Source organism: Streptomyces sp. NPDC048416, from assembly GCF_043200435.1.
Lineage (GTDB): Bacteria > Actinomycetota > Actinomycetes > Streptomycetales > Streptomycetaceae > Streptomyces.
Genome location: NZ_JBICXU010000004.1, coordinates 163,225 through 186,598 on the forward strand (window position 1 = coordinate 163,225; position 23,374 = coordinate 186,598).

The 23,374-nt window shown below is 69.3% G+C and carries 29 protein-coding genes, 5 tRNA genes and 1 pseudogene; 15 read left to right on the top strand and 20 right to left on the bottom strand.

The features are described from left to right. Positions 1–55: 55 nt before the first annotated feature. A complete protein-coding gene (locus ACGFW5_RS07325) occupies positions 56–1,660 on the bottom strand; it encodes a DAK2 domain-containing protein (protein ID WP_393833207.1) in 1,605 nt (534 codons plus the stop codon). 262 nt (positions 1,661–1,922) lie between these two features. On the opposite strand from ACGFW5_RS07325, the gene rpmB reads away from it, so the two are divergent. Beyond that, positions 1,923–2,108, top strand: a complete 186-nt coding sequence (rpmB, locus tag ACGFW5_RS07330; protein WP_003957616.1) for a 50S ribosomal protein L28 — start codon at positions 1,923–1,925, stop codon at positions 2,106–2,108. A 130-nt stretch (positions 2,109–2,238) separates the two neighbouring features. Here rpmB and thiD read toward each other — a convergent pair whose 3' ends face one another. Together thiD and ACGFW5_RS07340 are read right to left on the bottom strand one after the other, a co-directional pair. Then, entirely contained in the window at positions 2,239–3,021 is a 783-nt protein-coding gene (thiD, locus tag ACGFW5_RS07335) for a bifunctional hydroxymethylpyrimidine kinase/phosphomethylpyrimidine kinase (protein ID WP_393833208.1), read from the bottom strand. A gap of 8 nt (positions 3,022–3,029) precedes the next feature. Then, positions 3,030–3,995, bottom strand: a complete 966-nt coding sequence (locus ACGFW5_RS07340) for a thiamine-phosphate kinase (RefSeq protein ID WP_393833209.1) — start codon at positions 3,993–3,995, stop codon at positions 3,030–3,032. A 223-nt stretch (positions 3,996–4,218) separates the two neighbouring features. On the opposite strand from ACGFW5_RS07340, the gene ACGFW5_RS07345 reads away from it, so the two are divergent. Together ACGFW5_RS07345 and ACGFW5_RS07350 are read left to right on the top strand one after the other, a co-directional pair. Continuing rightward, the gene (locus tag ACGFW5_RS07345) at positions 4,219–4,452 is read left to right on the top strand and encodes an Lrp/AsnC family transcriptional regulator (RefSeq protein ID WP_120721180.1); all 234 of its coding nucleotides are present in this window, start codon (positions 4,219–4,221) and stop codon (positions 4,450–4,452) included. A gap of 20 nt (positions 4,453–4,472) precedes the next feature. Continuing rightward, complete coding sequence (locus ACGFW5_RS07350) at positions 4,473–4,949, top strand: DUF3515 domain-containing protein (protein WP_393833210.1); 477 nt, start codon at positions 4,473–4,475, stop codon at positions 4,947–4,949. Positions 4,950–5,055: 106 nt separating this feature from the next. On the opposite strand, the gene ACGFW5_RS07355 is transcribed toward ACGFW5_RS07350, so the two are convergent. The 3 genes from ACGFW5_RS07355 to ACGFW5_RS07365 are packed head-to-tail and all read right to left on the bottom strand — an operon-like array spanning position 5,056 to position 8,033. Further along, positions 5,056–6,213, bottom strand: coding sequence for a D-alanine--D-alanine ligase family protein (locus ACGFW5_RS07355; RefSeq protein WP_393833211.1), 1,158 nt, complete (start codon positions 6,211–6,213; stop codon positions 5,056–5,058). Between the two features lie 57 nt (positions 6,214–6,270). After that, on the bottom strand, positions 6,271–7,284 hold the full coding sequence (locus tag ACGFW5_RS07360; protein WP_393833212.1) for an NAD(P)H-dependent glycerol-3-phosphate dehydrogenase: 1,014 nt from the start codon (positions 7,282–7,284) through the stop codon (positions 6,271–6,273). Continuing rightward, positions 7,281–8,033 carry a lysophospholipid acyltransferase family protein gene (locus ACGFW5_RS07365; protein ID WP_393833213.1) on the bottom strand — a complete coding sequence of 251 codons (753 nt, stop codon included), beginning with the start codon at positions 8,031–8,033 and terminating at the stop codon, positions 7,281–7,283. The genes ACGFW5_RS07360 and ACGFW5_RS07365 overlap by 4 nt, the downstream gene beginning before the upstream one ends. 245 nt (positions 8,034–8,278) lie before the next feature. Here ACGFW5_RS07365 and cofC point away from each other — a divergent pair, with 245 nt between their 5' ends. Both cofC and ACGFW5_RS07375 read left to right on the top strand, forming a co-directional pair. Continuing rightward, entirely contained in the window at positions 8,279–8,902 is a 624-nt protein-coding gene (gene cofC / locus ACGFW5_RS07370; protein WP_393833396.1) for a 2-phospho-L-lactate guanylyltransferase, read from the top strand. 9 nt (positions 8,903–8,911) lie between these two features. Then, positions 8,912–9,115 carry a hypothetical protein gene (locus tag ACGFW5_RS07375; RefSeq protein ID WP_393833214.1) on the top strand — a complete coding sequence of 68 codons (204 nt, stop codon included), beginning with the start codon at positions 8,912–8,914 and terminating at the stop codon, positions 9,113–9,115. Positions 9,116–9,209: 94 nt separating this feature from the next. Here ACGFW5_RS07375 and ACGFW5_RS07380 read toward each other — a convergent pair whose 3' ends face one another. The 4 genes from ACGFW5_RS07380 to leuC all read right to left on the bottom strand — a co-directional run bounded on the left by ACGFW5_RS07380 (position 9,210) and on the right by leuC (position 12,504). Beyond that, positions 9,210–9,869: an HU family DNA-binding protein gene (locus ACGFW5_RS07380; RefSeq protein ID WP_393833215.1), complete on the bottom strand. Its 660-nt coding sequence runs from the start codon at positions 9,867–9,869 to the stop codon at positions 9,210–9,212. Between the two features lie 144 nt (positions 9,870–10,013). Further along, positions 10,014–10,241 (bottom strand): hypothetical protein, encoded by a 228-nt coding sequence (locus tag ACGFW5_RS07385; RefSeq protein ID WP_393833216.1) that lies wholly within the window; start codon positions 10,239–10,241, stop codon positions 10,014–10,016. A 239-nt stretch (positions 10,242–10,480) separates the two neighbouring features. After that, a complete protein-coding gene (leuD, locus tag ACGFW5_RS07390; RefSeq protein ID WP_393833217.1) occupies positions 10,481–11,074 on the bottom strand; it encodes a 3-isopropylmalate dehydratase small subunit in 594 nt (197 codons plus the stop codon). Positions 11,075–11,079: 5 nt separating this feature from the next. Next, the gene (leuC, locus tag ACGFW5_RS07395) at positions 11,080–12,504 is read right to left on the bottom strand and encodes a 3-isopropylmalate dehydratase large subunit (RefSeq protein WP_393833218.1); all 1,425 of its coding nucleotides are present in this window, start codon (positions 12,502–12,504) and stop codon (positions 11,080–11,082) included. A gap of 172 nt (positions 12,505–12,676) precedes the next feature. Here leuC and ndgR point away from each other — a divergent pair, with 172 nt between their 5' ends. Beyond that, the gene (ndgR, locus tag ACGFW5_RS07400; RefSeq protein WP_350232883.1) at positions 12,677–13,393 is read left to right on the top strand and encodes an IclR family transcriptional regulator NdgR; all 717 of its coding nucleotides are present in this window, start codon (positions 12,677–12,679) and stop codon (positions 13,391–13,393) included. Between the two features lie 214 nt (positions 13,394–13,607). On the opposite strand, the gene ACGFW5_RS07405 is transcribed toward ndgR, so the two are convergent. From ACGFW5_RS07405 to ACGFW5_RS07435, 7 genes are all read right to left on the bottom strand, one after another. Next, a tRNA-Glu gene (locus ACGFW5_RS07405) sits at positions 13,608–13,680 on the bottom strand. Between the two features lie 51 nt (positions 13,681–13,731). Beyond that, positions 13,732–13,803: transfer RNA gene (locus ACGFW5_RS07410), tRNA-Gln, on the bottom strand. Positions 13,804–13,819: 16 nt separating this feature from the next. Next, positions 13,820–13,892 (bottom strand) — tRNA-Glu (locus tag ACGFW5_RS07415). Between the two features lie 61 nt (positions 13,893–13,953). Beyond that, positions 13,954–14,026, bottom strand: a tRNA-Glu gene (locus ACGFW5_RS07420). A gap of 22 nt (positions 14,027–14,048) precedes the next feature. After that, positions 14,049–14,120 (bottom strand) — tRNA-Gln (locus tag ACGFW5_RS07425). 87 nt (positions 14,121–14,207) lie between these two features. Then, the gene (locus tag ACGFW5_RS07430; RefSeq protein ID WP_393833219.1) at positions 14,208–14,927 is read right to left on the bottom strand and encodes an HAD family hydrolase; all 720 of its coding nucleotides are present in this window, start codon (positions 14,925–14,927) and stop codon (positions 14,208–14,210) included. A 131-nt stretch (positions 14,928–15,058) separates the two neighbouring features. Then, the gene (locus ACGFW5_RS07435) at positions 15,059–15,730 is read right to left on the bottom strand and encodes a DUF4241 domain-containing protein (protein ID WP_393833220.1); all 672 of its coding nucleotides are present in this window, start codon (positions 15,728–15,730) and stop codon (positions 15,059–15,061) included. 210 nt (positions 15,731–15,940) lie between these two features. Here ACGFW5_RS07435 and ACGFW5_RS07440 point away from each other — a divergent pair, with 210 nt between their 5' ends. From ACGFW5_RS07440 to ACGFW5_RS07480, 9 genes and pseudogenes are all read left to right on the top strand, one after another. Beyond that, positions 15,941–16,324 carry a WXG100 family type VII secretion target gene (locus ACGFW5_RS07440; protein ID WP_393833221.1) on the top strand — a complete coding sequence of 128 codons (384 nt, stop codon included), beginning with the start codon at positions 15,941–15,943 and terminating at the stop codon, positions 16,322–16,324. Positions 16,325–16,350: 26 nt separating this feature from the next. Further along, positions 16,351–16,650 (top strand): WXG100 family type VII secretion target, encoded by a 300-nt coding sequence (locus ACGFW5_RS07445; RefSeq protein ID WP_393833222.1) that lies wholly within the window; start codon positions 16,351–16,353, stop codon positions 16,648–16,650. A gap of 377 nt (positions 16,651–17,027) precedes the next feature. Further along, positions 17,028–17,333, top strand: coding sequence for a hypothetical protein (locus ACGFW5_RS07450; protein WP_393833223.1), 306 nt, complete (start codon positions 17,028–17,030; stop codon positions 17,331–17,333). 60 nt (positions 17,334–17,393) lie between these two features. Then, positions 17,394–17,606, top strand: coding sequence for a hypothetical protein (locus ACGFW5_RS07455; protein ID WP_393833408.1), 213 nt, complete (start codon positions 17,394–17,396; stop codon positions 17,604–17,606). Then, complete coding sequence (locus ACGFW5_RS07460) at positions 17,524–18,030, top strand: RNase A-like domain-containing protein (RefSeq protein ID WP_393833224.1); 507 nt, start codon at positions 17,524–17,526, stop codon at positions 18,028–18,030. The genes ACGFW5_RS07455 and ACGFW5_RS07460 overlap by 83 nt, the downstream gene beginning before the upstream one ends. A gap of 53 nt (positions 18,031–18,083) precedes the next feature. Further along, positions 18,084–18,662 carry a hypothetical protein gene (locus ACGFW5_RS07465; protein WP_393833225.1) on the top strand — a complete coding sequence of 193 codons (579 nt, stop codon included), beginning with the start codon at positions 18,084–18,086 and terminating at the stop codon, positions 18,660–18,662. Between the two features lie 33 nt (positions 18,663–18,695). Continuing rightward, positions 18,696–18,911 (top strand): annotated as a pseudogene (locus ACGFW5_RS07470) (RNase A-like domain-containing protein); the annotation flags it as partial. Positions 18,912–18,970: 59 nt separating this feature from the next. Next, a complete protein-coding gene (locus ACGFW5_RS07475) occupies positions 18,971–19,546 on the top strand; it encodes a hypothetical protein (protein ID WP_393833226.1) in 576 nt (191 codons plus the stop codon). A gap of 65 nt (positions 19,547–19,611) precedes the next feature. Then, positions 19,612–20,271: a hypothetical protein gene (locus tag ACGFW5_RS07480; protein ID WP_393833227.1), complete on the top strand. Its 660-nt coding sequence runs from the start codon at positions 19,612–19,614 to the stop codon at positions 20,269–20,271. A gap of 97 nt (positions 20,272–20,368) precedes the next feature. Here the strand turns inward: ACGFW5_RS07480 and gltX are convergent, their stop codons facing one another. The 3 genes from gltX to ACGFW5_RS07495 all read right to left on the bottom strand — a co-directional run bounded on the left by gltX (position 20,369) and on the right by ACGFW5_RS07495 (position 23,075). After that, positions 20,369–21,880, bottom strand: coding sequence for a glutamate--tRNA ligase (gltX, locus tag ACGFW5_RS07485; protein ID WP_393833397.1), 1,512 nt, complete (start codon positions 21,878–21,880; stop codon positions 20,369–20,371). A gap of 4 nt (positions 21,881–21,884) precedes the next feature. After that, entirely contained in the window at positions 21,885–22,661 is a 777-nt protein-coding gene (locus ACGFW5_RS07490) for a fumarylacetoacetate hydrolase family protein (RefSeq protein ID WP_393833228.1), read from the bottom strand. Positions 22,662–22,868: 207 nt separating this feature from the next. Beyond that, positions 22,869–23,075 (bottom strand): hypothetical protein, encoded by a 207-nt coding sequence (locus tag ACGFW5_RS07495; RefSeq protein WP_393833229.1) that lies wholly within the window; start codon positions 23,073–23,075, stop codon positions 22,869–22,871. Between the last annotated feature and the right edge of the window lie 299 nt (positions 23,076–23,374).

Sequence of the window (23,374 nt, forward strand, 5' to 3'; positions counted from 1 at the left end):
CCCCGCGTCGCGGGATCCGCACGACGGGGCCGGCCAGGCCGCGCCGGGCGGGCGGCTACTCGACGCCGATCAGCAACGGGACCCCTTGGCGGCCCCCCTCGTACACGACCGTGTCCACCGCCAAGTGCGCCTTGCCGACGTGGGATTCGAGCAGTGCGGCCAGCTCCGGCGGGGCGTCGGCGGCGAGGACGAGGGTGACGAGTTCGCCGCCCGCCGCCAGCATCCGGTCGAGGACGGTACGGGCCGTGTCCGCCAGATCCTGGCCGATGACGACCACGTCGCCGTCGATGAGGCCGAGCACGTCCCCGGCCTGGCAGACCCCGGCCATCGTCCACGACTGCCGTTCGGCGACGGCCAGTTCGGCGTGGCGGGTGGCGCCGGCCGCGGAGGTCATCGCGACCACGTCCTCGTCGAAGCGCCGGTCGGGGGCGTGCACGGCGAGCGCCGCGATGCCCTGGACGGCGGCCCTTGTGGGGATGAGCGCGACCCTGATGCCCTCGGCCCTCGCCTGTTCGACGGCGGCGGCCGCCGTGTGGCGCAGCTCGGCGTCGTTCGGCAGCAGCACGACCTCGCGGGCGTGTGCGCGCCGGATCGCCTCGACGAGTTCGCCGCTGGCCGGGGGCTCGCCGGGCCGGGCGAGCACGGTGGTGGCCCCGGCATCGGCGCAGAGCCCGGCCAGGCCCTCGCCGGGCACGACGGCGACCACGGCCCGCTGGGCCTGTTCCCTGGGGGGCTCGACGGCGGCCTGCTGCTCGAAGTGCGTGATGCGGATCCGGTACGGCCGGCCCGCCTCGACCCCCGCCTCCACGGCGGCGCCCGCGTCGTCGACGTGCACATGGACGTTCCAGAGCCCGTCGCCGCCCACGACGACCAGGGAGTCGCCGAGCCGGTCGAGCCGGGCCCGCAGCCGGTCGACGGCCGCGTCGTCGGCCTCCAGGAGGTAGATCACCTCGAAGGCGGGGCCCGCCGTCTCGGCCTCGGCCGGACAGTCCAGCACCGGCACCGGCACCGGTGCGTCCCTGCGCGCCGTCGGGGCCTCGCCCGACAGCGCCTGGACCAGGGCGCCCAGCACGGTGACCAGGCCCCGCCCGCCCGCGTCCACCACGCCCGCGCGTCCGAGGGCGGCGAGCTGCGAGGGCGTCGCGTCCAGGGCGTCACGGGCGCCGGCGTAGGCGGCCTGCGCCACCGCGGCCGGGGTGCCGTTCGCGGTGCGCGCCGCCGTGGCGGCCGCCGTCGCCACCGTCAAGACCGTGCCTTCGACGGGGTGGGCGACCGCGAGGTAGGCGGCGGCCGCGGCCCTGTCCAGCGCCGCGGCCAGGTCCCCGTCGTCCTGGACGACCTCGGCCATGCCCCGCAGGAGCTGGGCGAGGATCGTGCCGGAGTTGCCGCGGGCGCCGATCAGCGCGCCGTGCGCCATGGCCCGTACGACGTCGGTGGTGGGCGGGACGCCCGCGTACACGGGGGGCTGGGGGTAGGCGGCGAAGACGGCTTCGACGGCCTGCGCCGCGGATTCCATCGTCAGATAGAGGTTGGTGCCGGTGTCCCCGTCGGCGACCGGGTACACGTTGATCGCGTCGATCGCCTCGCGGTCCCGGCCCAGCGCGTCGAGTGCCAGCGCGCACCAGCCGCGTACCGCGACGGCATCGAGGGTCTGCGGCACCTGGTGGTCCTCCTTGCGTGGCGGGGCGGCGCACGGGACGCGGCCGAACCCGCAGGGTAGACCCGGTGCGGGCCGGGGGCCGGGGCGGGGGCGGCCGGGACCGTGGTAGTTTCGTATCTCAGGAGCAGGCGTTGTATGCTGCTTCGGTTGCCCGGCGAGAGTCGGGCCGATTCCCCCGGCAAGCCACTTCAGATCTCTGATTCCGGTGCGCCGGTTTTCACTGTAAGTGCATTTAATGCATCTGAAGCTTTTGGAGTGACCCGTGGCTGCCAACTGCGACGTCTGCGGCAAGGGGCCGGGCTTCGGCAACAACATTTCGCACTCGCACCGCCGTACGTCTCGTCGCTGGAACCCGAACATCCAGCGTGTGCGTGCCGTGGTCGGTCGGACGCCGAAGCGGCTCAACGTCTGCACCTCGTGCATCAAGGCCGGCAAGGTCTCGCGCTAATTGCGACGTCTGTCGTAGCGCAGCCCCTGCGGTTGCCTTGAAAAGCCGGTCCACCTCGGTGGGCCGGCTTTTTGCCGTACCCGGGAGCGCTGCGCGGGCCGCGGGGCGCGGTGCCCCGGGGCCGGACCCGTTACCGCGAGCGCCAGCCGTGATCGACGGGCCCGATGCCGGCGCCGAGCGCGAACCCCGCGCCGATGGCGCCCGTGACGTACTCCTTGGCCGCGCGCACCGCCTCCGGGACGGTGCGCCCCCTGGCGAGGCCCGATGCGATGGCGGACGCGAGCGTGCAGCCCGTGCCGTGGGTGTGCCGGTTGTCCAGGCGGGGCGCGCGCAGCCAGTGTTCCTCGTGGCCGTCGCTCAGCAGGTCGAGCGCGTCGCCGGGGAAGTGTCCGCCCTTGATGAGCGCCCACCGCGGCCCGAACGCCAGGACCGCATCGGCCGCCCGGCGCATCCCGTCCTCGTCCGCCACCCGCACACCGGTGAGCTGCGTCACCTCGTCCAGGTTGGGCGTGGCGACGGTCGCGGTGGGCAGCAGCGCGGTGCGTACGGAGTCGAGGGCTTCGGCGGCGAGCAGCGGGTCGCCGTGCTTGGAGACGCCGACCGGGTCCACGACGACCGGCACCCCGGTGGCGGCGAGCAGGTCTGCCACGGCCTCGACGAGGGGCGCCGACGACAGCATCCCGGTCTTGACGGCCTGCACGCCGATGTCGTCGACGACGGCCCGGTACTGGGCCCGTACCGCCTCCACCGGCAGCTCCCAGGCGCCCTGGACGCCCAGCGAGTTCTGCGCGGTGACGGCCGTGATCACGCTCATGCCGTGCACGCCGAGCGCCAGCATCGTCTTGAGGTCGGCCTGGATGCCCGCGCCGCCGCCGGAGTCGGATCCGGCGACGGTCAGCACGCGGGGGATCACGCGGGGGATCACGCGGAATCGTCCCCGAAGTGGTCCCAGCCGCCCTTGCTGGTCCAGGGCGCGCCGTCCACGGTGACGGTGGGCAGCGCGGACGGGTTCAGGACCTCGCCGATCACCTTCCAGCGCGCCGGCAGCTTCACGTCCGGCGGGAACGTGGCGACGATCGCGTGGTCCTCGCCGCCGGTGAGCACCCATTGCAGCGGGTCGACGCCGACGGCCTGGCCGATGTCGCTCATCTGCGTCGGGATGTCGATGAGGCCGGAGCGCAGGTCGATGCGGACCTTGCTGGACTCGGCGATGTGCCCGAGGTCGGCGACCAGGCCGTCGCTGACGTCGGTCATGGCGGTGGCGCCGAGCCCGGCCGCCGCGGGGCCCGCGTGGTACGGGGGCTCGGGGCGCCGGTGTGCCTCGACGAAGGCGCGCGGCGAGCGGAAGCCGCGCGAGAGCACCGCGTAGCCGGCGGCCGACCAGCCGAGCCAGCCCGTCACGGCGACGACGTCGCCCGGCTGGGCGCCGGCCCGGGTCACCGGCTCGTGGTTGCGCAGATCACCCAGCGCGGTGATGGCCACGGTGATGGTGTCGCCGCGCACCACGTCACCGCCGACCACGGCCGCGCCCGCCACCTGGCACTCGTCGCGGATGCCGTCCATCAGCTCGGTGGGCCAGGTGACCGGGAGTTCGGCCGGCACGACGAGGCCGAGCAGCACCGCGGTGGGCACCGCGCCCATCGCGGCGATGTCGGCCAAGTTCTGTGCGGCGGCCTTGCGCCCGACGTCGTACGCCGTCGACCAGTCGCGCCGGAAGTGCCGTCCCTCCAGGAGGACGTCCGTGCTGGCGACCACCCTGCGGTCGGGTGCGGTCACGACCGCGGCGTCGTCGCCGGGCCCCAGCCTGACCGCGGGGGTGGTGGTGAGCCGGGAGGTCAGCTCCCTGATGAGCCCGAACTCCCCCAACTCGCCCACAGTGCCTTTCACCGTGTCCCACCTCTCATCGTCGTACCCCATCGGCCCGGTGCGCTTGCGGTCGCGAGCGGCCTCGGGCGTGGGTACCGTCAACACATACGTCAACTTCGTGGCCGTTCTCACGGCTCGGCGCGGGCGGCCGGTCGCGCGGGTCTCCCCGTCGCGCGGGGCGACGCGGTACCGTGGCGTCTCTTTCTCTCCCCCACATGATCCTCGTGGCCGCCCTGGAGGTTCCGTGGTACAGGCGTACATCCTCATTCAGACCGAGGTGGGCAAGGCGTCGACAGTCGCCGAGGCCATCGCAGAGCTCGCGGGAGTCATCCAGGCCGAAGACGTCACCGGGCCGTACGACGTGATCGTGCGGGCCCAGGCCGAGACCGTCGATGAACTCGGTCGCATGGTGGTCGCCAAGGTCCAGCAAGTGGACGGCATCACCCGAACCCTGACCTGCCCGGTCGTCCATCTGTAGCCCCCGCTTACCCTGGGCCGGTGACTTCTTCTCGCCGCCGGCCGCTTCTCTTCCTGCCCGCGGTCGCCGTCCTGGCGGTCGCGGGCTGTTCTTCGTCCGACGCCACCGCGACGGTGGCGGTTCCCTCGCCGTCCGCCAAGGAGGCGGCCGCCTGCGCGGCCCTCGACAAGCTGCTGCCCGACACCGTGGCCGGGCAGAAGCGGCACGATCCCACCCCGGACTCGCCGCTGACGGCCCGGTGGGGAGACGGGGACGCGGAGATCGTACTGCGCTGCGGCATCCCGCGCCCCGACGAGATGTCGGATCCGACGCTTCCCGGTATCGGTGTGGACGGCATCGACTGGACGGTGCAGAAGCGTGACCAGGGTCCCCGCTTCATCAGCCAGTACCGGGACCCCTACGTCGAGCTTCTGACGGGGACCCGGTACGCCAACGACGCGTCCCTGCTCCAGGCCTTCGCCGCCCCCATGGCCAAGGCCGTCCCGAAGACCGTCTGACGGGACCGGGAACGTCCGGCGCGTGGAGCGCGGCCCCGCGGCGCGCGGGCGGCCGGTCATGGACCTCCCGCGCTCGCCGCGCCCCTCCCGTCTCCCGGCAGAGCGCTCAGCGCAGGCCCGTGGGGCGGCGCAGCGCCGCCTGGATGAGCTTGTCGACGAGGTCCGCGTACGCGACGCCGCTCTCCTGCCACATGCGCGGGTACATCGAGATGGGCGTGAAGCCCGGCATCGTGTTGATCTCGTTGATGACGAACTCGCCGTTGTCCTGAAGGAAGAAGTCCGCGCGGACCAGGCCCTCGCAGGACGCCGCCTCGAACGCCTCGACGGCGAGGCGCCGCACCTCGGCGGTGGCCTCGTCGCCGATCGGCGCGGGCACGATGCCGGCCGCCGAGTCGATGTACTTGGCCTCGAAGTCGTAGAAGTCGTGCGCGGTCACCGGCGGGATCTCGGCGGGCACGCTCGCCCGCGGCCCGTCCTCGAACTCCAGGACACCGCACTCGATCTCGCGGCCGCGCAGCAGCGACTCGACGATGAACTTGGGGTCGTGGCGGCGGGCCTCGGCGATGGCCTCGTCCAGGCCGTCGAAGGAGTCGACCTTGGTGATGCCGAACGAGGAACCGGCCCGGGACGGCTTGATGAACAGCGGCCAGCCGTGCTCACCGGCGAAGTCGGCGATGCGCTGGCGGGCGGCCTTCTCGTCCTGCTCCCACTCGCGCGGGCGCACCACCAGGTAGGGCCCGACGGGCAGCCCGAAGGAGGTGAAGACGCGCTTCATGTACTCCTTGTCCTGGCCGACGGCCGAGGCGAGGACACCCGCGCCGACGTACGGGATGCCGGACAGCTCCAGGAGACCCTGGAGGGTGCCGTCCTCGCCGTAGGGGCCGTGCAGCACGGGGAAGACGACGTCGACCTCGCCCAGCGCCTTGGGCACCGAACCGGGCTCGGTGTAGACGACTTCACGGCTGCCCGGGTCCACGGGCAGGACCACGCCGCCCTCGGGGGACTCGGCCAGCTCCTCGACGCTCGGGGTGCGCCGGTCGCTGATGGCCATCCGCTCCGGCTCGTCGGCGGTGAGCGCCCAGCGGCCGTCCGTCGTGATGCCGATGGGCAGCACGTCGTACTTCGTACGGTCGATGGCGCGCAGCACGGCGCCGGCGGTCACGACCGAGATGCCGTGTTCCGAACTGCGGCCGCCGAACACCACGGCCACCCGCGGCTTGCGGGGCTGCTTCTCAGGGCTCTGGGGGAGGTTCTCGCTGCTCATATCGCGTTGAGGGTACCCGTTCGAAGCCCCGCGGCCACTGCCACGGGGCCCGGTGCGTCACCGGCGCTCGGCCTTGGCGCTGCGTGACATCAGCTCCTTGAGGGCGACGACCGGCGGCTTGCCCTCGTGGACGATGCCGACGACGGTCTCCGTGATGGGCATGTCGACGCCGTGCCTGCGGGCCAGATCCAGCACGGATTCACAGGACTTGACGCCTTCGGCGGTCTGCTTGGTGACCGCGATGGTCTCCTGGAGCGTCATGCCCTTGCCGAGGTTGGTGCCGAAGGTGTGGTTGCGCGACAGGGGCGAGGAGCAGGTGGCGACGAGGTCGCCGAGGCCGGCGAGCCCGGAGAACGTCAGCGGGTCGGCGCCCATCGCGAGGCCCAGCCGGGTGGTTTCGGCGAGGCCGCGGGTGATGAGCGAGCCCTTGGCGTTGTCGCCGAGGCCCATGCCGTCGGCGATGCCGACCGCGAGACCGATGACGTTCTTGACGGCGCCGCCCAGTTCGCAGCCGACGACGTCGGTGTTGGTGTACGGGCGGAAGTACGGGGTGTGGCAGGCGGCCTGGAGGCGCTGGGCGACGGCTTCGTCGCGGCAGGCGACGACGGCCGCGGCCGGCATCCGTTTGGCGATCTCCTTGGCCAGGTTGGGCCCGGTGACCACGGCGACACGGTCGTCGGACACCTTGGCGACCTCGGCGACGACCTCGCTCATCCGCTTGGCGGTGCCGAGTTCGACGCCCTTCATGAGGGAGACGAGCACGGTGTCGGGTGCCAGCAGGGGCGCCCACGCGGCGAGGTTGTCGCGCAGCGTCTGCGAGGGGACGGCGAGGACCGTGAAGTCGGCGCCGGCCGCGGCCTCTGCGGGGTCGGTGGTGGCCCGTACGGACGCGGGCAGCTCGATGCCGGGCAGGTAGTCCGGGTTGGTGCGGGTGGAGTTGACCGCTTCGACGAGGTCGGGGCGGCGTGCCCACAGGGTCACCTCGCAGCCCGCGTCGGCGAGGACCATGGCGAACGCCGTGCCCCACGAACCGGTCCCGAACACCGCTGCCTTGGTGGTGCCGTGCGTCACTTGGTGTCCTCCCGGGCGGCCTCGCGGCGCTGGCGCGCGCGGACTTCGCGCAGATCGTACGGCTTCGCGGGGGCCTGCTCGCCCCGCAGCTCCTCCAGGATCGAGGTGATCGCGGCCATGATGGTCTCGGTCACCTCCCTGAGCACCTCGGGTGTCGGCTCCTTGTCGTAGAACCGGTCGAGGTCGACCGGCGGACCGGCCTTCACCTGAAGGGTCTTGCGCGGGAAGAAGCGGACCTTCTTCTCCTTGGCGTACGGCGGCATCGCCAAGTTGGCGCCCCACTGGGCGACCGGGATGACGGGCGCCCGGGTCATCAGGGCGGCCCGCGCGACGCCGGTCTTCGCGGTCATCGGCCACTGGTGCGGGTCGCGGGTCAGGGTGCCTTCGGGGTAGAAGGCCACGCATTCACCGCGCTCCACCGCATCCACGGCGGCGCGGAAGGCGCCGACGGCGGTGGTGGACTCGCGGTAGACGGGAATCTGGCCCGTGCCACGCAGCAGGGTCCCGACGACCGGCGCCTTGAAAAGCGCGGCCTTCGCCAGGAATCGGGGCACACGCCTCGTGTTGTATTGGAAATGTCCGTACGAGAACATGTCCAGATACGAGTTGTGATTGATGGCGGTGATGAATCCGCCGTCGGAAGGAATGTTCTCCATTCCCCGCCAGTCCCGCTTGAACAGAACGACCAGCGGCGGTTTTGAGATGACCGCCGCCAGGCGGTACCAGAAGCCGATTCTGCGGCGGGACACTCGGACACCTTCCTCTGTTGGCCCTGCCGGGCCCTTGTGGGACCCGGGGAACCGACCCTGCTCGGCGGCGGGGGCACGTGGCGCCCCGGGCCCATGGTCTGTCGAGAACACCGTACGCCCCGGCCCGGACAGCGACCCTCCGGGCGGGTGACAATGAAGCCCGCCGCCGCCCGGACGGGCCGGGGCGCTGCCCGGACGGAGGGGACGCCACGAACACCGCCACAGCCGCCCGCTGGTCCCTCGTCATCCCGCTGAAGCCCTTGGCGCTGGCCAAGAGCCGGTTGACGGCCGCGGTGGGAGACGCGCACCGGCCGCGGTTCGCCCTGGCGTTCGCGCTCGACACCGTGGCGGCTGCGCTCGCCTGCCCGCGGGTACGTGATGTGGCAGTCGTCACGGACGATCGGCAGGCCGGCGCGGAGCTGGCCGCGATCGGCGCGCGCATCGTGCCCGACTCCCCCGGCGCCGGCCTCAACGCCGCGCTCGCGCACGGGGCCCGCCGGGTGCGCTCACGCGGGGCGGCGCTCGCGGTGGCCGCGTTGAACGCGGACCTGCCGGCGCTGCGCCCCGCCGAACTGGGCCGGGTGCTCGCCGCGGCCGGCGCATTCCCGCGTGCTTTTCTCGCGGACGCCGCGGGAATCGGCACGACTTTCCTTTCCGCCGTTGCCCCCCTCGATTTGAACCCGGCATTCGGTGGCCCCTCCCGGGCCGCCCACGGCGCGTCGGGGGCCGCCGAAATCCTGCTCGACGGGGTGGAGTCGGTGCGCAGGGACGTCGATACGGGAGCGGATCTGCGCGCCGCGCTCGCCCTGGGCGTCGGCCCGGCCACCGCGGCCCTGTGGGGCGCCCTGGACCCCGTACGGGGGCATTAGGCTGCGGGTATGCAGGCGACCGCGTACACATACGACCCCGAGACCCGCAGCGGCAGTGTGCTGCTCGACGACGGCACTCCGGTGGAATTCGGGGCTCCCGCCTTCGACGCGGGCGGTCTGCGGCTGCTGAGGCCCGGCCAGCGGGTCCGCATCGAGACCGAGGGGCCCACCACCGCGCCTCGTATCACGCTGGTGACGTTGCAGACCTTCTGAGCCCCGCCGCGCGGGCTGCTCGGCCCCGAAACGGCCGCGGGCCGGGTCTCCCCGAGGGGAGCCCGGCCCGGCGCTTGAGCCTTGCCGCTGGTGACTACTTCTTGCGAGCGGTCGCCTTCTTGGCGGTGGTCTTGCGCGCCGTGGTCTTCTTCGCGGGCGCCTTCTTCGCGACGGCCTTCTTGGCGGGCGCGGTCTTCTTCGCGGTGGCCTTCTTGGCGGTCGTGGCCTTCTTGGCCGGAGCCGCCTTCTTGGCCGTGGCCGTCGCCGTCTTGGCGGTGGCCTTCTTCGCGGTGGTCTTCTTGGCCGCCGTGGTCTTGGCCGCGGTCGACTTCACCGCTGCCGTCTTCTTGGCGGTGGCCTTCTTGGCGGTCGTGGCCTTCTTGGCCGCGGCCTTCTTGACGGTGGTGCGGGTGGAAGTACCGCCCGAGAGGCTGCCCTTGGGCGCCTTCTTGACGGCCACGTCGTTCTTCGGGAGCTTCTTCGAGCCCGCGACGAGGTCCTTGAAGCCCTGACCCGCACGGAAGCGCGGAACCGAGGTCTTCTTGACCCGTACGCGCTCACCCGTCTGCGGGTTGCGGGCGTAGCGGGCCGGGCGGTCGACCTTCTCGAACGAGCCGAAACCGGTGACCGAGACGCGGTCGCCGGCGACGACCGCACGGACGATCGCGTCCAGCACCGCGTCCACCGCGTCCGCGGCCTGCTGACGGCCGCCGACCTTGTCGGCAATCGCTTCTACGAGCTGCGCCTTGTTCACGTCTTCCCCTTCGGAGACATTGCCTGAGCGAAAGCGTCCAGGCCTTTTCGCACGTTAGGCAGATATATACCGCAAATCAAACACGAAACGGGCTAATCACCCTAGTGCCGCAACGAAGTCGGCTCTTGCCGAGTTCCTTACGGCTCAGTCGCCTTCGGGGAATCGGCCCTCGTCGAGGTCCTTCATCAACCGGTCCAGACGTCTTGCCGCATCGGCGAGATCGTGTTTGGCAGCCGCTGTTATGACCAGCAGCTTCCGGGACAGCGCCATCCGTACGCCCTCCGGGACTTGCAGTTCACGCACCGTTGTGTGCGCTTCTTTGAGTTGGTCCGCCACCAGCCTGTAGAGCTTGAGTTGGCTGTCGCGTTCCATGCGTCGATTGTGCCATCTGAGGCGAGTTGTCACCTCCGGCGGGGGCAACTGAGCGAATCCAGCGACTTCTGGACGTCCGTACGATCCCCCGATCGCGCAAGCGACTATCCGGCCATCCGCCCTGCGCACAAGGCTAGTTGACGTCACCCCCGTACCCCAAAACGCGACGCGCCCCCTGCCCGGAAACCGGTCCGGAAATCAGGGGGCGCGATGCAGCCGAAGGGGGGTCAATAGGCGGTTCAGGCCTGGATCGTGCTCGGCTTGAAGGCGGGTCGGCGCGCCTCGTACGCGGAGATCTGCGGCTCGTTCTGGAGCGTGATCGAGATGTCGTCCAGGCCGTTCAGAAGCCGCCAGCGGGCGTTCTCGTCGAGTTCGAAGCCGGCCGTGACGCCTTCCGCGCGAACCTGGCGATCCTGCAGGTCAACGGTGATTTCGGCGTCGGGATCGCGCTCGGTGAGGGCCCACAGGGCGTCCACGGTGTGCTGGTCGAGAACGACGGTGAGCAGCCCGTTCTTCAGCGAGTTGCCGCGGAAGATGTCGGCGAAGCGGGAGGAGATCACGGTTTTGAAGCCGTAGTTCTGCAGGGCCCACACGGCGTGCTCGCGCGAGGAGCCGGTTCCGAAGTCGGGGCCCGCCACCAATACCGTGGCGCCCTTGCGCTCGGGCTTGTTCAGAACGAACTCGGAGTCCTTGCGCCAGGCCTCGAAGAGCCCGTCCTCGAACCCGTCCCGGGTGACCTTCTTCAGCCAGTGGGCCGGGATGATCTGGTCGGTGTCGACGTTGGAGCGGCGCAGCGGCACGGCCCGGCCGGTGTGGGTGGTGAACGCTTCCATGGTTCTCAGGCCTCCACGGGGGTACGGGCGTCGGACAGGTCGGCGGGCGAGCCCAGATGGCCGAGCACCGCGGTCGCTGCGGCGACCTGGGGCGAAACCAGGTGGGTGCGGCCGCCCTTGCCCTGCCTGCCCTCGAAGTTGCGGTTGGAGGTGGACGCGGAGCGCTCGCCGGGGGCCAGCTGGTCGGGGTTCATGCCCAGACACATCGAGCAGCCCGCGTGCCGCCATTCGGCGCCGGCGGCCGTGAACACCTTGTCCAGACCCTCGTCGATGGCCTGGAGGGCGACACGGACCGAGCCGGGGACGACCAGCATCCGCACGCCGTCGGCGACTTTGCGGCCCTCGATGACGGCCGCGGCGTTGCGCAGGTCCTCGATGCGGCCGTTGGTGCACGAACCTACGAAGACGGTGTCGACGTTGATGTCGCGCAGCGGCTGCCCGGCGGTCAACCCCATGTACTCCAGGGCTTTTTCGGCGGCCATCCGCTCCGAAGCGTCCTCGTACGAAGCCGGGTCGGGGACGTTGGCCGACAGGGGCGCGCCCTGGCCGGGGTTGGTGCCCCAGGTGACGAACGGAGCGAGTTCGTCGGCCTGGATGACGACCTCGGCGTCGAAGACCGCGCCCTCGTCCGTCTTCAGGGTCTTCCAGTACGCGACCGCGGCGTCCCAGTCCTCGCCCTTGGGGGCGTGCGCACGCCCTTCCAGGTAGTCGAAGGTGGTCCGGTCGGGGGCGATCATGCCCGCGCGGGCGCCGGCCTCGATCGACATGTTGCAGATGGTCATGCGGGCTTCCATCGACAGCTTCTCGATGGCGGAGCCGCGGTACTCCAGGACGTAGCCCTGGCCGCCGCCGGTGCCGATCTTCGTGATGATGGCGAGGATCAGGTCCTTGGCGGTGACGCCGTCGGGCAGTTCGCCGTCGACGGTGATGGCCATCGTCTTGAAGGGGGCGAGCGGCAGCGTCTGGGTGGCGAGCACGTGCTCGACCTGGCTGGTGCCGATGCCGAACGCGAGCGCGCCGAAGGCGCCGTGGGTGGAGGTGTGGGAGTCGCCACAGACCACGGTGGTGCCGGGCTGGGTCAGGCCCAGCTGCGGTCCCACCACGTGGACGACGCCCTGCTCGACGTCGCCCAGCGGGTGCAGGCGCACGCCGAACTCGGCGCAGTTCTTGCGCAGCGTCTCCAGCTGGACTCGCGAGACCGGGTCCGCGATCGGCTTGTCGATGTCGATCGTGGGGGTGTTGTGGTCCTCGGTGGCGATGGTGAGATCGAGGCGCCGCACCTGACGGCCGTTCTTGCGCAGCCCGTCGAAGGCCTGCGGGCTTGTCACCTCGTGCAGCAGGTGCAGATCGATGAAGAGCAGGTCCGGCTCGCCCTCGGCACGCCTGACGACATGGTCGTCCCAGACCTTCTCAGCGAGTGTCCTGGCCATCGCCTTCCCTCCGCCCGGCGTCGTCGCCGGCACTACTAGAGATCGATTGCCCCGTCCGTACCGCGCACCCGGACAAAGGCCGCGATCCGTTGTACGGATCGCCAGTACAGCTTGACGACTTCCGGAGAAAATTGAACTTGCGTTTCACAGAGTGAGACGAGAATATCGTTGCATGGACAACTCTAGCGGCGTCGGCGTTCTGGACAAGGCTGCCCTTGTCTTGAGCGCTCTGGAGTCCGGTCCGGCCACCCTCGCAGGTCTGGTCGCGGCCACAGGGCTCGCACGACCCACGGCACATCGCCTCGCCGTGGCACTGGAACATCACCGGATAGTTGCGCGGGACATGCAGGGCCGTTTCATCCTCGGCCCGCGTCTTGCCGAGCTCGCGGCGGCGGCCGGCGAGGACCGTCTCCTGGCCACGGCCGGGCCGGTGCTGACACATCTGCGCGATGTGACGGGCGAGAGCGCGCAGCTCTACCGGCGGCAGGGCGACATGCGCATCTGCGTGGCGGCCGCCGAGCGGCTTTCCGGCCTGCGGGACACCGTGCCGGTCGGCTCGACGCTGACCATGAAGGCCGGCTCGTCCGCCCAGATCCTGATGGCCTGGGAGGAGCCGGAGCGCCTGCACCGCGGGCTCCAGGGGGCTCGCTTCACGGCGACGGCCCTGTCCGGGGTTCGGCGCAGGGGCTGGGCGCAGTCGATCGGCGAGCGCGAGCCGGGCGTCGCCTCGGTGTCGGCGCCGGTGCGCGGCCCCTCGAACCGGGTGGTGGCCGCGGTGTCGGTCTCCGGCCCCATCGAGCGTCTGACCCGGCACCCGGGCCGGATGCACGCCCAGGCGATCATCGACGCCGCCGCCCGCCTGTCGGAGGCGCTGCGCCGCAACGGCTGAATCCCTACTCCCTCATTCCGGCTCACCGCTTCAACGCCGCAGCGGTGGGCCGGAGGTGTGTCGGGGAGGGCCGGGGAGGATGCCGGGGGCGCGGGGATGCCGTCGGTGGCTGTTCAACTCATCGCGCCGACCGGGGAGTTGGCGGTAGGGCACGCCGTCGCCCGGGCAAACGAAAAGGCCCTCCGCAAGATGCGAAGGGCCCATTCTCTGTGCGTACCCCCGACCGGATTCGAACCGGCGCTACCGCCTTGAGAGGGCGGCGTGCTAGGCCGCTACACAACGGGGGCCTACCTGCATTTTCGGATCTCCGTGAAGATCCAGGATCTTGAAATGACCCGCTGGGCTACCAGGACTCGAACCTAGAATGACGGTACCAGAAACCGTAGTGTTGCCAATTACACCATAGCCCATGGTGGTTTAGACCAGTACCCCCGACCGGATTCGAACCGGCGCTACCGCCTTGAGAGGGCGGCGTGCTAGGCCGCTACACAACGGGGGCCCTAGCGATCCTGCATCAGGTTCACCGGGTGCGACCCTGGTGATCCCGCGGGAAGGATCTGTACCCCCGACCGGATTCGAACCGGCGCTACCGCCTTGAGAGGGCGGCGTGCTAGGCCGCTACACAACGGGGGCCTTGCAGATGAAGCTCTGCGAGCTGGGCTACCAGGACTCGAACCTAGACTAACGGAACCAGAAACCGTCGTGCTGCCAATTACACCATAGCCCACCAAAACGCAACCCCGTGTGGGGTTTTGCTTGGCTTGCGCTGTCGGTTCGGGGTGTTTCTCCCGCTCCCCTCGGCGCAGGAAGAACATTACCCGAAGGTGTCCGGCGCTCCAAAACGGGTATCGCGGCGCAGGAGGTCAGGGAGCTGGTCGAGTCCCGTGATGCTGATCAGCTCGGGACGCCCGCCCGCCCCCGACCGGTCGAGCCAGACTCCCTTGAGCCCTGCCTCGACCGCCCCACGGGCGTCGATGTCGGGCTGATCGCCCACGTAGACGACTTCTTCGGGCAGCAGTCCCAGCGTCTCGCACGCGGCGTGGAAGGCACCGGCCTGCGGTTTGGCGATGCCCAGCTCGGCCGCGCACAGCAGCGCCTCGAACCGGTCCCGCACGCCGAGGGTCCGCAGTTTCCGCTCCTGGTTGCGCAGCGAGGAGTTGGACAGGATGGCGTGCCGGTAGTCCTCCGCCAGTACGTCGAGCACGGGCAGGGCATCCGGGAACAGGCTCCAGGCGGCTTCGTAGTGCGCGACGTGCCGGTCGAACCAGGCGTCGGCGGCCTGATCGCTCAGGCCCTCGTCCACGAAGGACCGCACCCGGTCCCGGCACTGCCCCTCCCAGTCCGTCTCCCCCGCCGCGAACCGCGCCCAGTGGTACGCGGTGACCTCGGCCCAGCGGTCGAGCGCCCGCTCCAGGGACTCGTACGCGTCGGGCAGCCCTTCGAGCCCGAGGTGCGTACGCATGCCGGAGCGGGAGGCAGTGGAGTAGTCGAAAATCGTATCGTCGATGTCCCACAGGACGGCGCGGATGGCCATGCTTCGAGCTTAGATCCGGCGCCGGCAGCCCGAACGGTGTTCCAGCATCTGCGGTGGTGGGCTCCCGGGCCGGGACACAAGCGTTCCGGCCGCCACGACGAAGCACCGGCCGCCATGACGAAGCACCCGGGTCAGGGCACGAGCGCCTCGATCGGCACGACGAAGAAGTCGGTGACGAAGCAGGTGATGGCGCCGGCTCCGTCGCGGCCTATCCAGGTGGGGTACACCCCGTCGCCCCAGCCGGAGGTGAAGGCGATCAGGTTGTGCCCGGTGGCCGGGTCGGTGACGGTGTGCGGGCCGGGCGAAGGGGGGACGGTGTCGAAGGCGTCCCACAGGGGCCCCTCGTCGCCCTCGCAGTCGGGGAAGGACCCGTCGGACCCGGCGTCGTAGAAACACCCGGTACCGGCGTCGACCCCGTATCCGAAGAACTCGTCCTCGTCGAGCTCGCTCAGCTGCTGCCCGGCCTGGAGCGCGAGCTCCCAGGTGACGGCCGGGGCGTCCCGGATGACGAGCCGCGCGGCGGCCACCCTCAGATGGGGCCCGTCCTCATCGGACTCCCCCTCCCGCACGAGCGTCGCCACGGCCGCCTCCACCCGATACCGCCCCGGCGCGACCTCGGCCGTGAACGGCTCGGCCTCACCGGCCCCGAGCGCGACGAACGGATCGCAAGCGATGACCCGCCCGGTGTGCAGCCACAACTCCGCACCGCCCACCACACTCAGCGTGCCTGCGGTGCCCGATTCCTCGGTGAACGTGTTGCCCGGAGTGAAGTGCCAGGAGAAGTCGGGGGCGGGCATGGGCATGGGGTCTCCCGGGGAGGTGTCGTGACGAAGGGTGCACAGCGAGTTCTCCGCACTGCCCGCAGAACATAACTCGGGCCACCGACAACCGGATCGCCGAAGGCGCCCCGCGCCCGCCCCACCTGTCCCGGAACCAACTTCCGCGCGTCTGGGCCGCATTGTTAATGTCGCCGGGACGAGCGGCCACCCGGGGTCGCTGACCAAGGGGGGCGTATGCGTGGTGACCCGGACCTCAAGACGCCTGATGACGACGGCCTGACCAAGCTCGCAGGCGACTTGGAAGAGATGCAACGCCACTTGGACGACCAGGTCAGGCGCATGGACGGGATCGTCGATCAGATCCAGGCCCGCTGGAAGGGAACAACGGGCTCTGCCTATCGTGATCTGCACAGGGGCGCCGCCAAGGATGCTGTACGCATTCGCGAGACCCTTCGGGTGGTCCAAGAGGCGGTCGTCATGAGCCGCGACGGGTTCACGGACCGGGAACTCGAAGTTCTCGCAGCCATGCGCAAGGTCCAGTCCCACATCGATATCGAGCACGAGGCCGACGCCCTCCAGGCCCCACCCGCCCCGCGCAGCAGCCTCGACAACCTATAGGCATTTCTAGGGGGAATCGACCCGTCATGTCCGACGACCACATAGCCGTCGACTTCGCGGCTCTGCGCCATCTCGCGAGCGAACTGGAGGACATCTACAGGCGGCTCAACGAGAAGCTGGGCACGCTGTACGACCGCAGCGAAAAGGTCGTCCTCACCTGGAAGGGCGAAGCCCGTGAGGCGTTCCTCGACGAACTCGACCGCTGGGACCGCGACATGCAAGACCTTCAGGCCCGCCAGGCGTGGCTGCACGAGGTGGTCACCACGGGCCACGCGAACTACGCGGCCGCCCACCGAGCCGTGTTGAGGGGCTGGGGCGCCCTCTGATGTCCACACCCTCCCCTTCACCGTCAGGTTCTGCTGCCCCTTCGCCCGCGCCTTCGCCTTCGACCACCCCGCCGGCTCCCACCGGGGCGGCCCCGACGCCGCCGAGTGGTTCGGCGCCCCGCAGGACGTACGACGTGCAGTAGAGGTGCGGTGGGCTGACGTCGAACCCATTGCCTGGGTCCGGCGGCGCGGCCCCGTCGCCCACTCCCGGTTCCCTCAAGGACCCGCAGGGCCGGCCCACACCTCTGTGAACCGTTTCGACACCTGGGCTTGAGTGCCGCCACTTCCTGGGCCCGCTGTCGACGTGCGGACCCCGTGTCCTGGCGGGAGATGTCGTTAACAACTACGTACGGGCCGAGCATCTGTCCGATCCCAAAATGGCCCCTGCTCTCCACCTCAAGCCCGAACCGGACGTCATTCGCGTGCCATCCCCCTACTGGCCAATCGCGGAAATCGGGTGGGGCCACGGCGCGCAGGACAATTTCGGCGACCGGATCATCAACGATGTGGTGGCGGTCGCAGGCGCAGCAGGGAAGGCCGTACTGGATCCCATTCTGCGAAACGTACTTCGGCACGGCAAAGTCGCGGACATCACTCCGGGAGGCGACGATCTCGCACTCCCGGAGATTGCAGCGGCTTGGACGGCCGCCGCCAAGGACGCCCAGGCGGCCGGCGATGCCTGAACGATAGCGTGGGGCAATTCGGGCGACGCCTGTAGTCACTTTGGCACGGCGTTGGCGAAGGTGCGTTCGGAGATCACCGATGCGTACCGCGAGTCCAAACTCGCGGACCCTCTGGATGAAGCCTATTTGAGCGTCCCGACGTTCACCGCCGAGGAGGGGCGAGCCGAAGCCGTCGGGGCAAGATCTTTGAATGAATTCAAGAAGGAACACAGCTGGCAGCTGGGGGACATCCGCTTCCCGTACAAGTATTCCATCGATCTGGGCCACAGCTGAAGACCTCGGCGGCGGCCACACCATAGACAAGCATGTAGGTAAGACCGACGATCAACTGCTGCAACGACTACGCGACCAAGCAAACGGTTCAGGTGTCCCGAAAATCCCCGCAGCGTCGACGTTCCCCGACATGTCATCAGCTCAAAAATATACGCAATATTGCATACGGGAGAATTCTGCGAGAATAGATACCTGGCTCAGCGGCCACCCACCGACGCCGCCTGCCCAAGTATTCACGGTGTCCGAGGTACGCCAAACCGCGAGCCAGAGCCCGTACGCAGCGGTGCCGGTGACCGGCAGCACCTCGATCGTCGTCGGCGGGCACGCGACCCCGGTCAAGGATGCACACGGCGTCCAGACGCGCCTCAAGTATGACCCGAGCCTCACCCCACCCTTCGTCGTGGTCACCTCCATGCCCCAATAAAGTGAGGCGGTGCTGACACGATCGCGGGGTTCGACATCGAGGGGGAGTTGGCTGTGCCACCACTGAACGCTGCAGCGTGGGCCCAGGCGCTGACGATGTACGAGCAGCGGTACACCTTCCTGCTCGTGGGCCCCCGCACGGAGGAAGAATGGGTGGGGGACGTAGCCGCGATCATGCGCAGAGAGACAGGCGACCCACGATCCTGGAAAGCAATCGACGTCGACAGCGACGAGGAGGAGCGCGGCGAAGATCCCTACTTTCCATTCGCCCCGCTTCCTACCAGCCGACAGGGACGGCTGTCCTGGCGGTGTCAGCTCAAGCCGATCCCACGGCCTTCCGCGGAAAGACTGCTCGTCCTTCTCTCCACTACGTGGCTCGACATCCCGAGCGCCCGCCGCGATCACGCCTTCGACGAACACCGGCCGATCCTTGAGAGTCAGGCGCAAACGATCCTTTCACGATTCCCAGAAGACACCCTTATATTCACAAATACCGGCTACGAGGGAGACTTTCCCGATTTCTATCAACCGGTAAGAGGGTGCTGGCCCATCAGCCGATACGAGTGGGATCTAGCTCTTATCGCAGTTTCCGAAACGGAAGTGGGAATCGTGTGCTCCTTCGACGCCTCTTGACCGCATCCGCCCGCGTCACCTGAACGGAATCCCATGACTTCCCCTGCCGAAGGAAGCCAGACCCGAAGGGCCGTGACTCTTTGCAGGTCTGCCACTTACCCTGACCGGGAAACCGCCCAATGGGCGACCCAGCAGGTGGTCACGCGCAACGAGCAGGTCATTCACCGCTGGCTCGCGCAGTCCACACGTGCACGGCTCACCATCGAAGCCGCTTGGCCGTCACGGGAGGGAGCCCTGGGCCGGACCCTCAGTCCGACGCCGGCCGGCCTCCTTGTAGTGGTCGCCGCTCACCCCCAGAAAATCGCCCCATGCCCGCAGTGAACGGAGAATCCTGGGCTGCCGCTCTCCGCGCTCTGTATGAGGACGAATATGTCTTCGTCGCCGTCGGGCCCCGGCTCGGGCCGTCGTTGGGCGCGGACGTCCTGGCGGTCATGCGGCGGGAGGTGCCGGATCCGCGCGGGTGGGGCACGCAGGACTGGGACCGCGACCACGAGGAGCGGGGCCACGGGGCGGGCGCCGCGTTCCCTTTCACATCCGTTGACGGTGATGCAATCACCAGTCGCCTCGCGGAGGTCGACATCGAGACCGCGGCTCAGCTGCTTGTCGCTTTCAGGGACGACTGGTGCAGGCTTCCCAGGGGCCGAGAAAGGGACGATCGCCCTGGTGAGCCACTGTCGAAGGCCTGGGCCCTGCTCTCGCGCTTCGCGCCGGAACTCAGGTGCTACACGAATCTGACTACGGCCCCCTCGACCACGTCACTGGACCTCGCAGCCCACGCCGCCGGTCCTGGGTGGCTCCCCTTCACCGGATATACCGCCGATTACGGCCTCGTCGTCGTTTCCTCGACCGAGGTCGGCGTCTTCTGGTCCTTCAACCCCATCTGAGCTCGCGCGCAGAGCATCGAAACGGCTGTCACTGTGTCGCAGCCGCCAATACCCGGGATACGTCGTTGATCACATACACCGGAGCCGTCTTCAACAACGGCCCGATCGCACGCCTTCTCGATCTCTGCGTCGCAAGCCAGGAACCCGGGGCGGCGCCGCTGGAGGACGAGCTGGTCCGATTCTGCCGCTCGATCCAGAACTCCGCCGCCGCTGCATGGGCGACGCCGCCGGCCACTGTGGCATCGCTGCTTGACCTCGTCGCAGAGCAGCTTGAACAAGGTCCTGCCTGCGATGTTCCCATCGGCTTCACAGAAAGGCTGGCCGAGGCTGCGGAGACTACAAGCGGTCCCGCTCATCTGCGCATGCTCGCCGGCCTCATTCGACTCATCATGCGGGGGGCGCTACCGGATTTCCAGGAACTGGAGATGTCCTCCTGGGAGGCAGGGATGAAGTTCGAGCGCATTCGACAGTTCTGGTGGTGGGCCGACTCCGGAGAGTTCGACGACTACCTGCAGGGCCTGCGCGAGGGGATGGAAAGTGAACACCCTGACTGGTGCCGTCAAGAATGGTCTCTGCTCGCTGCTGAGCTTCAACAGGCTCTGCTCATCTTTTCGAGCAGACAGCAATTCGATCGCGCCCTCAAGGACATTGTTCCTTCGGCGTCTCCGGAGGTTTTCCGCGACATACTCCGGACAATCCACACGCACTTCGCCGAACAGCACTGACCTTCGACGCCTCATGACGCCAAGGGCGTACGGGCGAGGCACGCGAAAGGGGCGGCAGCCCGTCGGCTGCCGCCCCTCGTTCACGTACCGGCTACGACTACGCCGCCAGCCTCGTCAGCGCCGCGTCGATCCTCGCCAGGGTCTTCTCCTTGCCCAGGATCTCCAGGGACTCGAAGAGCGGGAGGCCGACCGTGCGGCCGGTGACGGCGACGCGGACCGGGGCCTGGGCCTTGCCCAGCTTCAGGCCGTGCTCCTCGCCGGCCGCGAGGACCGCGTTCTTCAGGGACTCCGGCGACGTCCAGTCCGCCGACTCCAGCTTCTCGCGCGCAGTGCGCAGCAACGCGTCCGAGCCCTCCTTCATCGCCTTCGCCCAGGACGCCTCGTCCTCGACCGGCTGGTCGAGGAAGAGGAAGTCGACGTTGGCGGTGATGTCGGAGAGGACCGTCACACGGGTCTGGGCGTGCGGGGCGATCGCCTGCCAGGCCTTCTCGTCGAAGGCCTCCGGCGCCCAGTTGGCGTGCGGGGCGCGCAGCCACGGCTCGCAGGCCGCGGCGAACGCCTTCTCGTCCAGCATGCGGATGTGGTCCGCGTTGATGGACTCGGCCTTCTTCAGGTCGAAACGGGCCGGGTTGGCGTTGACGTCCCCGATGTCGAACTTCGCGACCATGTCCTGGATCGAGAAGACGTCCTGGTCCGCGGAGAACGACCAGCCCAGGAGGGAGAGGTAGTTCAGGAGGCCCTCGGGCAGGAAGCCGCGCTCGCGGTAGACGTTCAGGGACGCCTGCGGGTCGCGCTTGGACAGCTTCTTGTTGCCCTCGCCCATCACGTACGGCAGGTGGCCGAAGGTGGGGATCTGCTTGGCCACGCCCAGCTCGATCAGCGCCTTGTAGAGCGCGATCTGGCGGGGGGTCGAGGAGAGCAGGTCCTCGCCGCGCAGGACGTGGGTGATCTCCATCAGGGCGTCGTCGACCGGGTTCACGAGGGTGTAGAGGGGGGCCCCGTTCGCGCGGACGATGCCGTAGTCGGTGACGTTCTCCGCCTGGACGGTGATCTCGCCGCGGACCAGGTCCGTGAAGGTGGTCGCCTCGTCGGGCATCCGGAACCGCACGACGTGGCTGCGGCCCTCGGCCTCGTACGCCTGCTTCTGCTCGGCGCTCAGGTCGCGGCAGTGGCCGTCGTAGCCGGACGGCTTGCCGGCGGCGCGGGCGGCCTCGCGGCGGGCGTCCAGTTCCTCGGTGGTGCAGAAGCAGGGGTAGGCCTTGCCGGCGGCGAGCAGCTTCTCGGCGACGTCCCGGTAGATGTCCATGCGCTGCGACTGGCGGTACGGCTCGTGCGGGCCGCCCACCTCGGGGCCCTCGTCCCAGTCGAAGCCGAGCCAGCGCATGGAGTCCAGGAGCTGGTTGTACGACTCCTCGCTGTCGCGGGCCGCGTCGGTGTCCTCGATGCGGAAGACGAACGTGCCGCCGTGGTGCCGGGCGAAGGCCCAGTTGAACAGGGCGGTGCGGACCAGGCCCACGTGGGGGTTGCCGGTCGGGGAGGGACAGAAACGGACGCGTGGGGGTGCCCCCTGCGCGAGCGGAGTCGAGAGCTTGGGGGAGGACGCGTCCAGGGGGTTAGCCACGCTTGATCACCTTGTTGGTGAGAGTGCCGATGCCTTCGATGGTGACGGCGACCTCGTCGCCGACGGTGAGGGGGCCGACCCCGGCCGGGGTGCCGGTGAGGATGACGTCGCCCGGGAGCAGCGTCATCGCCTCGGTGATGTGGACGACCAGGTCCTCGATGGAGCGGATCATGTCGCTGGTACGGCCGAGCTGACGCTGCTGGCCGTTGACGGTGGCCTGGATGGTGAGGTCGCTCGGGTCCAGGTCCGTCTCCACCCAGGGGCCCAGCGGGCAGGAGGTGTCGAAGCCCTTGGCGCGGGCCCACTGCTTCTCGCGCTTCTGGGCGTCGCGTGCGGTGACGTCGTTGGCGCAGGTGTAGCCGAAGATGACGTCCTTGACGCGCTCGCGCGGGACCTCGCGGCACATGCGGCCGATGACGACGGCGAGCTCGGCCTCGTGGTGCAGCTCGTCGGAGAAGGAGGGGTACTCGATGGAGTCGCCCGAGCCGATCACCGAGGTGGTCGGCTTGAAGAAGGCGACCGGCACCTCCGGGACCTCGTTGCCGAGCTCCTTGGCGTGTTCCGCGTAGTTGCGGCCGATGGCCACGACCTTGTTGGGGAGCACGGGCGGCAGGAGGCGGACCTTGCTCAGCGGCACCTTCGTGCCCGAGAGTTCGAAGTCCGCGTACGGGATGCCCTTGATGATGTCGAGCACGAGGCTGTCGGGGCTGTCGCCCTCAACAGCCCCGAAGGCGACATTGCCGTCGATGGAGAACCTGGCGATGCGCACGAGTGCTGTCGCCCCTCACTTCGCTGTGTCTGGTACTGGCCGGAGTCTGAAGGCTCCAGGCTAACGCGGGCGGGGGCGCCCCCTGTGCGATTACCGGCCGGGGCAGCCGGCCCGGGCCGTGTCGGCCTCGGCCGGAAAGGCTGGGTCGGACGGTGTCCGCCTCGGCCTGGGCGGGATCGGACGGTGTCCGCCTCGGCCTGGGCGGGGTCAGACGGTGACGGCCTCGGCCTGGGCGGGAGCCGGCTGCGCGGGGGCCGTCATCAAGATGGTGCGGCGCGGGTTGGCCGTCTGGGCGGGCAGGTCGACGGTGTGCTCCGGCTGGTCCGCCCGCTGCAGCTCCTCGGCGTCCGCGAGGTGGGCCAGCGTGGTGCGGCGCGGGTTGGCTATGTTCCGGATGATCATCGTCGTCTTCATCTCTGCTACGAACCCTGTCGTTTCGGGCGCCGGTGGGCGCCGGTTGGCGGTCTGGCCATCCCTGTAAAGCGCCAGGCTAAACATTCGAATTCCCGGCAAAGGGTCGTAGAGACGACGATCAACATGTGAGTTTGCTCACGAACCAAGCCACAAAAGGGATATAAGGGTCCGTCAACTGACCTGCCAGGAACGGACATTACGTGATTGAACCCATCATTCCGCTCCTGATCATCGCGACTGGGACACCCCCCACCCGTAAGCGACTCGTAAGCAAAAGTCCGATTCCTCCGTGATCACTT